Origin of the sequence: Bradyrhizobium sp. ERR14, assembly GCF_014198235.1 — a bacterium.
Lineage (GTDB): Bacteria > Pseudomonadota > Alphaproteobacteria > Rhizobiales > Xanthobacteraceae > Bradyrhizobium.
The window spans coordinates 124,493-139,624 of sequence record NZ_JACIHD010000012.1; the positions used below are offsets into that span (position 1 = coordinate 124,493).

A 15,132-nucleotide genomic window follows, 5' to 3' on the forward strand; every position below is an offset into this window, starting at 1 on the left:
TAGTTCTGCCATCGTCGAGGAAGCAGTTGAAGTCGTCCCAGCGCCTGAGCATGTAATTCATAGGCTTCAGGACCTCGGAGGAGCGCGAGAGGGTTTCGCGCCCGCGCAACAACCAGGCGTGCATGTGCTCAAGAAGCGGCTTGCTCTTTTCGTGGCGCACGGCGCGCCGCTCGTCGGCGTCCCGGCCGTTGATGGTGCGCTCGATCTCGAACAACGCATCGAGGTGTCTGACCGCCTCCAGCGCGATTGGAGAGTCCGGTTTGCCCTGCACCAAGGCGTCAACCGAGCGGGTCGAGATGACGGCGGTGAGCGCCTTCTGGGCCATGCGCGGCGGCTCCAGGAAATCCGGAAAATAGGAGCGTTTGCGCTGCTTGGGGATCCGAAGCTCGATCGTGCCGGCTCGGGTCTATCGAGGTCAGGTCGCGGCAACCGTTGCGTTCGGCCAGACGCTCGGGGGTCTTCTCGCCATAGGCGGCGCCGATCTGGCAATCCATTTGCGGCTCCATCACGGGCTGGGCGGCAAAGCCGATCATCTCGTGCAACAGATCGGCATCAGAGGTCTTCTCAACGAGCGTGCGCAGGTTCATGGGCGGCTTTGCTCTACCGAGCTACACCATCACTCGGAACACGGCGATGAGCTGATGATCGCCTTTGGATCGGCTCTACGAGAGAGAGTGTGTCGCCCTTTCGCTGGACCATCTGCGAGTATCGCAAGGGCGGTTATCGAATGGCTCGATGATATTGATCCTAAGCCAGACCGTCAGACGGCTTACACATGGCTGATGGGTCCAGTATACTGCTTCGCCGCTCATGCCCGAAACAACATGAAGCTTCATGGCCTGGCCAAGTCATGGCGATCATCTCGCTGCGGCATGCGCTTCGACGCCGCGTTCCAATGGAGCGAAACAGTACCAGGAATGAAGGGCGCGGGGCTTCTGAGTGTAGGGCGGCCCTTCCGGGGTACATAGCGCTTCTCGGGCGCATTACGAGAAATGTCGGAACACGCATTATCGCGCAGTCGTCAGCCGCGCAAGCACGGTGGCGTCAGTATCGACCATGGGGGACCACGAAACGGTGGCTGGCCATCATCGATAGGGTACGGAGCGTGCTGAAGTTGTTCGACGCGGCCCATTCTTCTGAAGCGGCGCCGGGTCGAGGAGCGGATCGGGTCCTCCTGAACGCGAAAACCTTTGCTGCTGCGGCGCCGCCCGGAGCGAGATTAGCTTAGGCCCTCATAGCAGCCTGCCGGAATTAGACATGGTAGTGCTCAGGGATGTTTCGCCTCTCCGCAGCTGCATCATTGCGCGCGGGCCCACCAGGTGGGAAAGACCTCCGGCATCCGCCAGATGTCAGACATACTGCACCAATCTAAGGTAATCGTCTGTGAGGACAGGTGAGCGAATAGAACAAGCCGCGTCTTCAAGGAAGGTGGTCAGAGTCCGACTAGCCCGATTGCGGACTTCGACAGGTTGCCGGCCCGGCGCGCGAGTACGGAGGATTGCAAGTTCGGAACTGACCAGGTCAGCCGCTGCTGCGGCGCAATCTGAGGCAGAGAAGCAACCAGCAGACATGACAGCTTTTGCCAGTCCCAATGTGGTGAGCCAACCCGCATAGATCAGCACGGCCCCGTCTGTCTCATTGAGCCCAGAGAGCTCCTCAATTGCAGCAGCATGGACTGATGCCGCTCCAACTGACCGAAAGAGATCGGCTATTTCGTCACGCGTGGCTTTAGAGAGGAGGCAGCGGCCGAGATGTGATAGGAGCGCCTCAGTCGGACCTTCGAAGATGCGAAGGATGCGAGCGTCTCGATAGATTTTCGCTAAAGGGGCTCCCTCATCGTAACCACGGCCACCTAACAGCTGGACGCATTGATCAGCAACAAGGCCGCACCACTCCGAGGACAAAACCTTCGTTGCCGACGCAAGGTGGACGTTTGGCGCGCCCAGCGCTGAAACAAGTCGGCAGGATGCGGCCAGCATCGCCTTCACGACTTCCCGCCGCAGGACCATCTGTCCAAATAATTGCTCGATGTAGCTGTTCTCGATCATACGCAGTTTACCGAGCCGGCGATGGCTTGCATAAGAGGCTGCGACCTGGATAGCGCGCTCAAGGGCACCAAGACCCATAGCAGCCACACCGATACGGCCGCGGTTCATACTAGATGCCGCCGCGCCCCAGCCGTCTTGATCGCGAGAGAGCACGTAAGAACGCGGCACCTCGACATCGTGGAACTCCAGGGTATTTTGAATGATGCCACGTAGACCGAGTGTGCGATGCTCGTGCGTGACCTTTAGGCCTGGAGTTTGCCTGTCAACGAGTACACCAACGAGCCGACCTTTTGCATCGGGTCCAGACGCGCGCGCAAAGCAAACGATCCAGCGAGCCCAGTCAGCGAGGCCGATCCAGATCTTGCGGCCAGAGATACGAACTTTATCTTCGCGCATGAGAGCCGAAGCCTCTATGTGCCTCGGGGCCGAGCCAGCTCCGGGCTCCGTCAAAGCGAAAGCGCAGAGATCGCCGCGTGTTGCACCCCAAATGATATGCTTTTGTTCGGGGATGTGCGGTGCCGCTTGGATGCAGGGCAAGGCCAGGAAGTTATGGATGACGAGGGTAGAGGCAGCGGAGACATCGAAAGATGCAGTGGCGGAGATGAGGTTGATGGCCTCCTGCAAGGGAAGAGCTAATCCGCCATGCTCCCCTGGTGTGGTGAGCCCGAACAGTCCATGCCTTGCCAATATGCTGTGTAGGGTCGGAGGGAATGCTCGGCGGTCATCCGCGTCAGCGAAATTCAGCTGACTGAGGTCAGCGATCAAACTGGAGTATAGTGCAGCCGCACGGCCCTCGGCTCTGCGTTCCTGCGCCTCGCTAAATTGGGCGTAAACTTGAGTATAGATAGTCATAAGGCCCACAATGAACCCGGTCGCGCTTCGTGCCAATTCATCCCCGTGGCTATCTCGGTTACACATTGGTATAGTGTGGATGCAAGCGCAGCATAAGCACGTCTCCGGTATTCGAATTTATTGCGGCCGCTGCGCGGGCTCTCATCAAGATAAGCTTGTCGATATAACCTATCGGAGCCACGCGCTGGTAGGGCGCGCCGCTCTAGAACGGGCCGATTGCTTGTCGGGCGAAAGACGATGATAGTATGATGTCGTGCAGGCGCAGAATGCGGCGGCCTGAAAGTTTGTTGTACCCCGTGCAGATAATCTGGGCCGGGCGCGGCGGCGGACGCGCTGATCGCGGCAGGGGACTATCACCCATCACTGCCGTTGGCCACGATCATTGGCCCTGGTGCGATCGGCAGCGCTCACACCTTTGCGATGTGCTCACGCTCTCGGCCTAATAGCGTTCGCGAAAATCATGCTCAAGCAAGAACCTAAACCGCGATCACGATTGATCCTTTGCCGCCGCCTTCGCGGACCCTTCATCTTCTCAACGTGGCGCCAGGTAGATCACACACATTCCATGACGCCGGCTTGAGCGTCGCAACCTCCCGCGGGCAAAGGCCACGCTTTGCGAGGGCGCCGGCTTGACCTTGTCCGGCGCATTCTCGGTATTTGCCACCATCAGATCATCGTGCCGGAGCTCGAGCCGCTCGTGAACTGTCAGGGGAACGAAGCTTCTGGCCTCGACGCTCACCTCCATCCTGCTTCAGATCACGATTGAGCAGAAAGAGCGACAAGCCGCCGCCTTGTTCGGCGACTGCCCCTATCTTGAGATACGGCACATCAGGCGCTGGGAAAGTCCGACCAGTCTATCGTCAGTATTGTTGTACGACGCATAGCAGGCTTCCGTCTCGACTTGCGCGTGCAAAATGCTTCCGCGACCAACGCGGCTCATATGCGCAAAAGGAAAGAAGATAGTTTGGCGCCACGCACCTCCGCCTGTCTTAGTCCTGATCGGCGCGATGACGTTCACGAGTTGCGCCAGGCAGGCAACTCTCACCCAATCGGCGTGATTCAACATGGAATGCAGGCGCCGCCGGAGGCGAGCGCGTCCTCCATTGTATAGATTTCCTCAAGGATCGGGGGCGCCATTGACCAGCGGTCTACCGCCGGGGCAACCTCGTTGCGCGTTCGATACCAGACGTTCCATTCGTCGAAGCTCAGCACAAGACGCTTTTTGGAGCGCCGCTTGGCCGCAACCGCATCAGCTAGGACGACGACCTCATCGATGAAGCCGTCCATCACGTCGGTGCTCGCGAGAAATGAGGCGCTGTGACTGTAATTCTCGAGATAAGTATGGATTGAAATGTAGTCGACGTAGTCGAAGGAGTGTTTGAGGACCGTTTCCTCCCATTGGCCGAAACTAGGCATGTTGCGCAACGATGAACCGCACACCGCAAGTTCGATGGTATGGTCCACCCGCCGCATCATTTGGCCGCCTCTCTTGCAACTGCCCCGTAAGCGGCGGCACTGTTTTGCCCTATCTGCCAGGGCCCGCCATCTCATTGCCGAGGCACCACAGCTCGATCCCATGAGGTCGTCCTCCAGCCGAGCTTGCGGCGGAGCTCCGACCACGCAGTTCCTCCGGGATGGTTGCAGTATCTCGACCAGATTGCGAGCGGCATCGCCGCCGCGGGTCCCCCGATTGACGGCAATCATCGGCGCGACATCGGCCGCCGTGCACCAGCCCGTGAATTCATTGGTGCCGAAGCTGTTTGGCTCGGTGCTGAACCAGGCCAAGTGGAGGCGCGCCGGCCTCGTCTCTAGTGGTCCAACGCCGTCCTCCCAATTTGTAATCGGAGACGAGATTGCGCCAGGATATCGAACGAGGGGCGGGCCGAGCTCCTTCACCAGCGACAGCACGTCCTTCCGAAAACCTCTTTTGTCTGCGCTCCGATGGCCGGGCTCGTAGATGCCACCATAGATGCATCGGCCCAGATGTTCGACAAAAGCACCAAACAGACGAGGTCCGTGCGACCAATGGTGAAGTCGCGATCGATCAGAACGTTGGCTTTCATCAAATTCTTCTCGGCTGGCCTTCGGCTGATGATAGTTACGACGTGGCTGATGGTGTGCGAAAGGAACGAATCAAAATTCGTGCCGGCACCGGAGAGAACTCCATGAAGCCGATCCGCATCTATTTTGGGAGTTGCTGAGTGCGGGCCTTCGGCAGCGACGTCGTGGGGATACCGGAAAGGAGCCACAAGGAATTGGGATGTCGACGATCCGCATCGAGCAGGGCAGCGAGCTAGTCTCGCGCAATCTTCTGAGGGCTACAGCACGGCGTCACACTGTGTTTGGCGGCCCGGCAAGCCAAACGACAGTGCGTCCAGGCCCTTCAACGGTCGCTTCCGGGCCGAATGTCTCAACGCCCACTGGTTCCTGTCCCCTGCGGACGCCCAGGAAAAAGTGTAGACTTGGCGCAAATTATTATAACGAGGAACGGCCCCATGGGGCGATCGGCAATCGACCGCCGATTTTGCTGCACAACCACGTCGGCGCAACCAGCCCGCCAACCTGATAAGGCGAAAAACTCTAGTTTTGGGTGGTCCAAACTTCGGTCTCGCTACAAGAGGCGTAAAACTCTAGTTTTGAGTAGTCCAAAGTTCGGTCCCGCTGCATCCTCAGAAAAAGTCATTCCCCGTGATCTGCTTGGCCGTATGCTCAACAGCGTCGATTGCGCAACCTGCTGACACACACTCTCTGTAACACAGATATCATGGTAGGACGCTGCGGCGAAGTTGGCGGCCCCTAGGCGAAGCGGAGCCCATCCGCGGAAAAAAATAGAGCCTACAGTAAATCATGACACTTCCGCAGGATATCTCGTGGTTTTTGATGATGCGCATTCTCGCTGAGGGGTTTCAAATAAGCCTCTCGCCATCAGATGTAAGTGCGAGCCAGGAAAGGGCATGTGGGCGCTTGGGTCCACGGGCAAGAGGGTCGAAAGCGGTAGGCGGCACCCGATAAACCCAGACGAAGGGTTCGAACACTCGGCAGAGGCAGCTTCGTGAGACTCAAATAGCGACACACTTCCATCGCAGTGCTGGACCCGTTTTACCTTGGCCAAGGCTCTGTCGCCGCCGAAGGAAAAGTCACAAGCAAGTTCGGTCTGGGCTCTACCGCCGTTCATACGGATTAGCCGATGGGTTCGGCCATTGGCACGGCTTGCTAGGGCTACGTTGCAAGCTCGCCGAAGCAAAACCCTGGCATTCGTGCCAGGGTTTTGCACGGTCATCGACACTTTGAGAAAGTGGATCAGAAGTCCATACCGCCCATGCCGGCGCCCGGGGGCATCGCGGGACCGGCGCCGCCCTTCTTGGGCAGCTCGGCGACCATGGCTTCCGTTGTGATCAGGAGCGCGGCCACCGAGGCAGCGTTCTGGACCGCGATACGGACCACCTTGGTCGGGTCGATGATGCCCTTGGAGACAAGATTGCTATACTCGCCTGTCTGCGCATCAAAGCCATAAGAGTACTGCTCGTTGTCCAGGACTTTGCCGACCACGATCGAGCCGTCTTCACCAGCGTTCATCGCGATCTGGCGGGCCGGCCAGGAAAGCGCCTTGCGCACGATCTCGACGCCGGTCTTCTGGTCGTCGTTCTTGGTGCGCAGGCCCTTGAGCTGCTCGGAGGCACGGAGCAGGGCGACGCCGCCGCCCGGGACGATGCCTTCTTCCACAGCCGCGCGGGTCGCATGCATCGCGTCATCAACGCGATCCTTGCGCTCCTTCACCTCGACCTCGGTCGCGCCGCCGACGCGGATCACCGCGACGCCGCCAGCGAGCTTGGCAAGACGCTCCTGGAGCTTCTCACGGTCGTAGTCCGAAGTGGTCTCCTCGATCTGCGCCTTGATCTGGGCCACGCGCGCCTCGATGTCGGCCTTCTTGCCGGCGCCGTTGACGATCGTGGTGTTCTCCTTGTCGATCATCACCTTCTTGGCGCGACCGAGCATGTTGAGCGTGACGTTCTCGAGCTTGATGCCGAGATCTTCCGAGATCGCCTGGCCGCCGGTCAGGATCGCGATGTCCTGCAGCATGGCCTTGCGGCGATCGCCGAAGCCCGGAGCCTTGACGGCCGCGACCTTCAGGCCGCCGCGCAGGCGGTTCACGACCAGGGTCGCGAGCGCTTCACCTTCGACGTCCTCGGCGACGATGACCAGCGGCTTACCACTCTGCACCACGGCCTCGAGCAGCGGCAGCAGCTCGTTCAGCGAGGAGAGCTTCTTCTCGTTGATGAGAATGTAGGCGTCGTCCATCTCGACGCGCATTTTGTCGGCGTTGGTGACGAAGTAGGGCGAGATGTAGCCGCGGTCGAACTGCATGCCCTCGACGACGTCGAGCTCGGTCTCGAGCGACTTGGCCTCTTCGACCGTGATCACGCCTTCGTTGCCGACCTTCTTCACGGCGTCGGCGAGGAACTTGCCGATCTCGACATCGCCGTTGGCCGAAATGGTGCCGACCTGGGCGATCTCCTCATTCGAGGTGACCTTCTTGGAGTTCTTCTGGAGATCCGCAACCACGGCTTCGACCGCGAGGTCGATACCGCGCTTCAGGTCCATCGGGTTCATACCGGCGGCAACCGACTTGGCGCCTTCGCGGACAATCGCGGCGGCCAGGACGGTCGCAGTGGTGGTGCCGTCGCCGGCAGCATCCGCCGCCTTCGAAGCTACTTCGCGCACCATTTGCGCGCCCATGTTCTCGAACTTGTCGTCGAGTTCGATGTCCTTGGCGACGGCAACGCCGTCCTTGGTGATGCGAGGCGCGCCGAACGACTTGTCGAGCACTACGTTGCGGCCCTTCGGGCCGAGCGTGACCTGCACGGCATTGGCGAGGATGTCCACGCCGCGCAGCATGCGGTCCCGCGCGTCTACTCCGAATTTGACTTCTTTGGCTGACATAAAGATTCCCTCAGTTCTTGTTATCTCATCCTTCAGCGCGCCTAAGTGGGCGCTCGTCAGGGAGTGAGCTGTGCGAGCGCTTGGTTAGGCGGCCTTCTTCTTGGGAAACGCATCGGTGAGAACGCCCATGATGTCGCTCTCCTTCATGATCAGCAGCTCCTCGCTGTCGATCTTGACTTCGGTGCCCGACCATTTGCCGAACAGCACGCGGTCCCCGACCTCGATGTCGATCGGAATCAGCTTGCCAGTCTCATCGCGGCCGCCCGGGCCGATTGCAATGACTTCGCCCTGCGAGGGCTTTTCCTTGGCTGTGTCGGGAATGATAATGCCACCAGCGGTCTTCTCATCGGCGTCGATGCGCTTGACAACGACGCGGTCGTGAAGCGGGCGGAAATTCATGCGAGTCTCCTGAGCGTTGAACAAGTTAGAGATAGTCACATTGTGACAAGCCCAATTATAGCAAGGATCAGGCCAAAAATGGGCTGAACGATCGATGCCTGCAGTTCTACTGAATCGTAGCCTGGCCAACGTTTGTCTTTGTCCGGAAGCAAACGCCCTCAGCTACACAGCCCGCCAAGCTGTTGCTAAAATGACATTGCGTTTCGTCGAAACATGGATTTGAACCCAGGGGTCCTCAACACTGCACGGGCGGCCGTTACACCGATCGAAGCGCCGCGTGTTTCAACGACGACCGCGTGGTTGGCAAATGATTGCTTCGTCTGACGGCAGCATCTAGCAGTTGACGCCGGCGACCTGCACAAGACCCGCTCGATGAGCAGCGCTCGATCAGTCTGACGTAGTCGCAATAATATGCCAACTATCGCGAAAACTCAGGCGATGTTTCCTGTTGGAGGCGGCGTACTCCAAGAAAGGCCATCATCGAATTGTCCGTCTCCAGACGTCGCACGGTCGCTCACACCTGTTGCATTTACCCCGATCGAGTGATCGAAGATGATCGCTGCGGAGGCGTGCACGCGGCAACGCGTGCGTCGGAGCTTTGACCTCATACGCTCTTCTCCGAAGGACAGATGATTCCGAAGAAGGGATCGCCCGGAGCTGCTCGCAAATGCGTCAGCGAATCTGAGATGATGACCGTCAGTCGGCAGAGCACATTTTGCGCAACTGTGATCGAGGTGATTGGCTAGCTGCTGCGCACGAGAGATCAGCCTGCCGGGCACGTTTCAAAGAGAACCGACGGCTGACATTCGGCGCGAAGCCGTTCCGCCGCTCCGAAAGGCGGACCGGACACGACGATCTAGCTCACAGTTGGCGCGGCTCCCGAAACCAAGCGGCACTTTGTATTGCTGGGCAGTCGCTGCAGCTCCCGGTTCGACAGGCGTCCCTTTTGGTGTTGATGGCGTCCAAATAGCTGTCATGGATCGAGGGACCGACGGGCATATGAATCATATACGTTGATATACGTTGTGCCGGCGCGTCTGGCGTGTGAATTGGCGTCAAAGGCGAAATTCATCCGATCTCCGCGCCCATGGAAAAAGCACCTGTGTCGTCTGCCGAAGTTCACCAGCACATTGTTTCACGTCTTCAGAAGCCGAATCCCGTCATCCTCGATATCGGCTGCAATGACGGGACCGATACGGAACAGTTTCTCAACCTTTGCCCGCAAGCTCAGCTCTACTGCTTTGAGCCGGACCCGCGAGCGATCGCGCGCTTCAAGAAGAAGCTGGGCCCATCCCTCTATAGGGTGAAGCTGCTTGAGATCGCGATTAGTGATCGAAACGGGATGATCGACTTCCATCCAAGCAATGCAGATGGTGATGCGAAGGAATGGGACCTCTCCGGCTCAATACGCCGCCCGAAGAACCATCTTACTGAGTATGAGTGGGTTCGGTTCGATCGCCCTGTCTCGGTTGAAACGCGGCGGCTGGACGACTGGTGCAGCGAAGCCAAGCTGAATACGATCGATTTCATCTGGATGGATGTCCAGGGGGCCGAAGCGGACGTTATCGCCGGCGGCATGCAGACCTTGAGCAACACGCGCTTCGTCTACACAGAATATAGCGACCGCGAGCTCTACGAAGGGCAGTTGTCCCTCCAAGCTATTCTTGACCTGTTGCCATCATTCGAAGTGGCGGCCCACTATCCCCGCGCGGTGGAGGGTGATGTATTGCTCGAAAATAAGCGCTTCTAGTGGCGACTCATATCGGGCGCCTCATTCATTGCTGGTAAACCTGACCGGCGCGCTTAGCCGCCCAAAGCTGCACAACGGGTGATCATTCGAGCGGATATCGGTGGCCGGAGGGGCGCTCCGGTTTCCGGTTGCCATTACAGACCCCGCGCATGACATCCGCGTCGGGGCGGGGGGGGTTCCGACAGTGCCACGATCGGAACGGTCGTCAACGAACTCGGTCTGCGCGACTCGGTACTGCGACTCTGGAAGCTCCGGCAGGAGCCGGCATCGGCGGCGTTGGGCCCGCCACGCAGGCGACGCCGATGTCGGCGGACCAGGCTTCGGAGATCGTCCGCCTACGCCAGCAGAACGAACGGCTAAGCACGGAGCGCGATACTAAAAAAGGTCGGACTTGGGAGCTTTGTGAGTTGAACCGCGAGCCGTTGCGCTGAAATGCAAGTGGATCGTGCTCGACACGACCATGAGCGAGGCGGGGGCGTAGAGACCTATGAGAGCGCTCGAGGGTTGCGCCACGGATAAGAAGTGGTGTTTTTGAGGAGCGCCTGACTGCAAGGGTCTCTCTCTCTCTCTCTCTCTCTCTCTCTCTCTCTCTCTCTCTCTCTCTCTCTTGTCCTTTAAACAAGGCCGGCACGCCGCGAGGAACTGTAGCTGCAGACAGCATTATATCGCAGGTCCGGCCATCCGTTGCGCCGCGGCGTGTGGAACGTTTATGAACCACTTCATGGAAATCCCGGCTGTGCTGCACTTCCGAGCAGGAGTCGGCCGGCGCTTTGGAGCGTTCCCTCGTTTAAAGCTGCGTGCTGAGCAACCACGAAGCTGTCGCACATGGCCCGCGCCAGATTGCTGGTGGTAGAGAGCGACGCACTTCCAGCGAGACCGCTCGCAATGTTGCAGACCTCAGCGCTCTGCCGCGCGGCGTTCGTCGCGGCGAGTCGCATCAGCGTCGCTGTGTTCGGGTTTACCGCATCCTTGAGCGCTTCCTTCCACAGCTGCTCGGTCGCCTCATAGAAGAAGGAACGGGCGGAACGCAGCATAGCTTCGGCTCTCGCCATCTCCAGTTGGACATAGCCGCGCTCTGCCATCACGGGCGCTCCAGTGATTGAGACGCGGCTTCCGGACATGGCGATCACCTCGTTTAGCGCGGAGCGCGCAATACCGATGCCGACAATCGCATGCGCCTGCGCTGCGAAAGTGACGGACGGATAACGATAGACCGGCGCGTCGAGTGTCGGCGGACCGCCGCGGATCAAGGTCCATTCCTCCGGTACAATGACATCGGTGACAACGACGTCGTGGCTGCCGGTGCCTTGCAGGCCGATGACGTCCCAATTGGGGCGGATTGTCACCTTCTCGGCCGGCATCACGGCTACACGAGCAAGGCCCCCGGTCGGATCGTCTTCCACAGTGATGCCAACGGCTATCAGATCCGCGCCCGGTGAGCCGCTGGCGAATGGCCACACGCCGTTTAGGACAAACCCGTCGGTGCTTCGCCTGGCGGGCTGAAGCGGGAAAAGCGCACCTGCCAAGACCACGTCAGGTCCATTCGCGTATACCTTGCGAAGCGTGTCGTCCGGAAGAGCAGCGAGGTAGCGAGCCCCATCGCCGAAGCTGGCGACCCAACCGGCGGAGCCGTCGGCTTCGGAAATGCGCTCGATCAGGCGACAAAAGTCGGCGGGCGTTCGCTCCTCGCCGCCGAATCGCTTGGCGACCAAAGCCCGATAGACGCCAACGCGCTTGAAGCCCTCGATGATCTCGTCTGGAATCTTCTGCGCGCGGGCGAACTCGTTTCGACGCGCGCGGATATCGACCAGTAGCGGCGACAGATTATCCCAGGTCGCAGCCGTAGCGTCGGCTTCTGAAGTGATCTTCTCTGGTGGAGCGTTCATAAGCTGTCCTCGGTGTCTTGAGCCGATCGATGCCGTGCTTCATTGATTTGGATTGTGCGCGCATGGCGAAGCCGGCCGGATTGATACCCAGTCCGCAGGGATCGTCGAAACTGTCGCAGTTGATATCGACTGTGATGCGATTACAGGCGGTTTCCAGTCTAAACCACACCCCGAACGATTGGCTCAAAAAAAAGGTGTTGAGGGCTTGGAAGACTGACGGAGGGCTGTCGATGCTGTCATTGAGGCTGAACCGGCAAAGCAACCGATATGCGGCAGCGAGATCGATCCGCCTCTGCTGCACTATGTCTCCAAGGGCTGACGGCAGCGCTCGTTTTGTCATGTCTTCTCCAACGGACTTTGTCACACTTGGGCTCGGCCGGCTCGAACCAATTGTGAATGCCTGACTTGGCGACCGCGAGGTCGCCCAAGCCTGCGGCTCTTTTCCATGTCCCCAGCAATCGACATGCCATCAATCAAGTCTGCCGGCCGTGTCTGAATCCAGCGAGATCACGTCGCTCGTGCCGCGCCGGCAGGATGTTCGCGCCTCCCGTGTCTGATTCCAGGCACAAGATGTCATCAACCGAACACGGCGGAAGGAGAACGACTGAAGTGGACCTCGACCGCGAACCAGTCGGGCTCGGCTTGCCTGCTGGAGTTTCAGGCCCGCTCCGATCTCCTGACATTACCAACAGCGCAATTTACCGTGCTCGCGACTGTGGGTGAGCTGTTGGTTAGAAGCGGACATGAGACGGCAGGTATTCAACAAACGTGACGGCGGCGTCAGGGCCTGCCATTGCAATCAAGTCGCTGTCCTATGTACTCCAAGAGTGCCCCCGCTCATGCAAGCGAAAGGCAAAAAGCTTCCTGGATGCTTGAGTTGTCGAAGTTCACCAGTAACTGATCCGCCTGTTCCTGTTTTGTCGTACCAAACGCAAGAGATTCGCGCAGATCCCTGCCGTGACTTACGCTTTTCGGCGCCTCTCTCTTCAGCGAGCTCCAGATGCTTTAGATCATGACTGAGCTTGTCTAACTCGCCAGCAACAGCGACACGATTGGCTGCTCGTCTTTTGCTGAGATCAGTGCTGTACAGGGCTCTGAGATAGGATCGAGTTGGGGCGCGTCCGGCGAGGTCCGTGATTCGGCACGCCGAAACTGGAAATCTTCTCACGGTCGCTCCGGTACGCACCGTACGCTTATCATGCGATCAGATCACTCTCGCTGAGAGTGTGCATTGTCCGGTCAGTAGGAAGCTTGCGCGCGCATGGCGAAGCCCAATCTGCCAAATAACCACCCCGGGCGGAATCGTCCGCGCCGCAACGGTTACTTCTTTTGGCGGGCGTCCGGAAAGGCCATCGGGTGCAAAGAATTGGCGGCGCAGGTGTCTCCGCGTGGCGCTGACATCAAGGTGTGCAGCGGCATCACTGATATGGACGAGCAGGCCTTGGTATGCTCGTTCTGCCTGGCGGTATATCCTATGGAACGACGTCAGGCGCGAGCCGGTTGCCGGCGTTGAGAGACCGGAGTGCGCTTGCTCGCGATATGTACCCCAGCCGGGGACCTGTCCGCCGGACGCCAGTACACGACGGATGTCGCCGGCGGCGCTCGGCGTCTTTTGACCAGCGCGCGTTCAATCTTCCTGCAAATGCGTGGCGCGCCAGTCATACGAGAACGTTTGTGCGACGAAGGCTCGATCGCGCGCTGCCGCGGGGCCGGGATAGTTGATCAACAGATACGCCGTGACCTGCCAAAATCGAAACTGAAGCGCGGTCACCTACGTAATCGAAGCACTCCAGTCGCCAATCATGGTGACGACTCAATAAGCGCCGGACTGGCTGCAGTTGTGCGTCCTTCGGGGTAGGAAAAACGCGCAGGCCTCGCCTCGTGCTGGTTGACGCGAGACAGTTGCCTCCGGCCGCCTTGAAAGAATGGACGGCAGATCTTTACCTTCTTTTTATAGCGATCACAGTCGTTCATCATTGATGGCAGATGCGGGGGAGACCGTCCGATCCCGACGCGAGTAGCATTTTTCTTTGCATCCGCCGGATGGGTAGTCTTGGTGGTCGTAATCCCTGCTCTATGTGATCTTCGGCCCTAGCTGAGCCTGGTGATCATAGCAGGACCAGAGGGGGCTGCCGGATCGCGGGTGAGAACTGCCGGAATTGTCGCGTGTTCCGTTAGGCCGAGAGCTCAGCCCCTGCATGCCTCGCACCGCGATCTGCCGCTTGCACCACGTCTGTTGGCCTAGCGCATCAACGTGCAGGCATGAATAGTGTCGCCCGCGGTATGAGTGCTTCTTGGTGCTGGCCTCGCGTCGCCAACATGAGCACGTAGAATACGATAAGAATTAAGAGGCCGCGCATACCAAAGATCTTCTCGAAGCTAGGACAATTGTGGAGCGGATTGTATTCGGTGCATTTAATGCAGCCGATGCATGAGCGAATCGCACGGAACTCAACCGAAGCCCTACATCAGGCGGCAAACGACCAGCCGGCCGGCGAAGGTGCCGGCGTCAGCTCAGCAAATCGACCCTGCCGGTGCCGAGCCGATACAGGCCCCCGACGACCTTCAGTCTGTTCTGCTCAACTGCCCTGTTCAGAATCGGCCCCGTCGATTTTAGTTTGTTGACGTTATCGATTACATTTTGTCGGGTTGCTAGGACGAACGTGTCACCGGTTTGCTGGCGAGATACTTTTACCGCAGGCGCAAGCGCAGCGACGAGGGATGAAATGTGCCCCGGCGCCGGCTTATCGTCGCGGAGCGACTTGATCGTGGCGTCTATCGCACCGCAATGATCGTGGCCAAGTACCAGGATCAGCGGCGTGTTCAGCACGGCCACCGCATATTCCATACTGGCGAGCGTGTCATCGTTGGCGAAGTTGCCGGCGAGGCGGCAGACAAACAGATCGCCAAGTCCGCTGCCGAAGACAAGTTCAGGCGCCACGCGAGAATCGGCGCAGCTCAAAACCGCGGCATATGGATTTTGCCCATCCACCAAAACCGGGCGCTCGCGCTTGAAATCGTCGCTTCGTGATACGCCTTGGACATAGCGATCGTTCCCTTCCATCAGCCGGTTCAGGGCAGTCTCCGGCGAGATCAGGTTATCTGGCTTGGGCGGCGTTCTTGCTTCCTTCGCATCGACAATGTTGTTGCCAAGCCGCAGGCAAACTGACGAAATAGCGAATTGCAACAGCGAGCGGCGCGAAGGCGCGATCTTGGTCAGATAGGTCGGAGAATGGCCTGCATGCATGCATCTCAC

The 15,132-nt window shown here is 59.1% G+C and carries 11 protein-coding genes and 2 pseudogenes; 2 read left to right on the forward strand and 11 right to left on the reverse strand.

Annotated features, from left to right (window positions below; translation table 11 throughout):
* Window positions 1-4: 4 nt before the first annotated feature.
* The 5 genes and pseudogenes from GGD62_RS27900 to GGD62_RS41025 all read right to left on the reverse strand — a co-directional run.
* Window positions 5-268 (reverse strand): annotated as a pseudogene (locus GGD62_RS27900) (transposase); the annotation flags it as partial.
* Window positions 269-278: 10 nt separating this feature from the next.
* Window positions 279-587, reverse strand: a complete 309-nt coding sequence (locus GGD62_RS27905; protein WP_312014303.1) for a transposase — start codon at window positions 585-587, stop codon at window positions 279-281.
* Window positions 588-1,349: 762 nt separating this feature from the next.
* Window positions 1,350-2,900, reverse strand: a complete 1,551-nt coding sequence (locus GGD62_RS27910; RefSeq protein WP_183711312.1) for an acyl-CoA dehydrogenase family protein — start codon at window positions 2,898-2,900, stop codon at window positions 1,350-1,352.
* 808 nt (window positions 2,901-3,708) lie between these two features.
* Window positions 3,709-3,966: an alpha-L-arabinofuranosidase C-terminal domain-containing protein gene (locus GGD62_RS41020; protein WP_246800323.1), complete on the reverse strand. Its 258-nt coding sequence runs from the start codon at window positions 3,964-3,966 to the stop codon at window positions 3,709-3,711.
* A complete protein-coding gene (locus GGD62_RS41025) occupies window positions 3,960-4,685 on the reverse strand; it encodes a hypothetical protein (RefSeq protein ID WP_246800324.1) in 726 nt (241 codons plus the stop codon). Before GGD62_RS41025 ends, GGD62_RS41020 begins: the two co-directional genes overlap by 7 nt.
* A gap of 481 nt (window positions 4,686-5,166) precedes the next feature.
* Between GGD62_RS41025 and GGD62_RS41030 the strand changes: the two are divergent.
* Window positions 5,167-5,466, forward strand: a pseudogene (locus tag GGD62_RS41030) (transposase); the annotation flags it as partial.
* 734 nt (window positions 5,467-6,200) lie between these two features.
* Here GGD62_RS41030 and groL read toward each other — a convergent pair.
* Both groL and GGD62_RS27925 read right to left on the reverse strand, forming a co-directional pair.
* Window positions 6,201-7,841, reverse strand: a complete 1,641-nt coding sequence (gene groL, locus GGD62_RS27920; RefSeq protein ID WP_104463750.1) for a chaperonin GroEL — start codon at window positions 7,839-7,841, stop codon at window positions 6,201-6,203.
* Between the two features lie 84 nt (window positions 7,842-7,925).
* Entirely contained in the window at window positions 7,926-8,240 is a 315-nt protein-coding gene (locus GGD62_RS27925; RefSeq protein ID WP_183257666.1) for a co-chaperone GroES, read from the reverse strand.
* Window positions 8,241-9,342: 1,102 nt separating this feature from the next.
* Here GGD62_RS27925 and GGD62_RS27930 point away from each other — a divergent pair.
* The gene (locus GGD62_RS27930; RefSeq protein WP_183238573.1) at window positions 9,343-9,990 is read left to right on the forward strand and encodes an FkbM family methyltransferase; all 648 of its coding nucleotides are present in this window, start codon (window positions 9,343-9,345) and stop codon (window positions 9,988-9,990) included.
* Window positions 9,991-10,709: 719 nt separating this feature from the next.
* Here GGD62_RS27930 and GGD62_RS27935 read toward each other — a convergent pair.
* From GGD62_RS27935 to GGD62_RS27950, 4 genes are all read right to left on the reverse strand, one after another.
* A complete protein-coding gene (locus GGD62_RS27935; RefSeq protein WP_183257665.1) occupies window positions 10,710-11,876 on the reverse strand; it encodes an acyl-CoA dehydrogenase family protein in 1,167 nt (388 codons plus the stop codon).
* Window positions 11,815-12,216, reverse strand: a complete 402-nt coding sequence (locus GGD62_RS27940) for a hypothetical protein (RefSeq protein WP_183711314.1) — start codon at window positions 12,214-12,216, stop codon at window positions 11,815-11,817. Before GGD62_RS27940 ends, GGD62_RS27935 begins: the two co-directional genes overlap by 62 nt.
* A gap of 1,287 nt (window positions 12,217-13,503) precedes the next feature.
* Window positions 13,504-13,647: a hypothetical protein gene (locus GGD62_RS27945; RefSeq protein ID WP_183711316.1), complete on the reverse strand. Its 144-nt coding sequence runs from the start codon at window positions 13,645-13,647 to the stop codon at window positions 13,504-13,506.
* A 738-nt stretch (window positions 13,648-14,385) separates the two neighbouring features.
* A complete protein-coding gene (locus GGD62_RS27950) occupies window positions 14,386-15,123 on the reverse strand; it encodes a carbonic anhydrase (protein ID WP_183711318.1) in 738 nt (245 codons plus the stop codon).
* Between the last annotated feature and the right edge of the window lie 9 nt (window positions 15,124-15,132).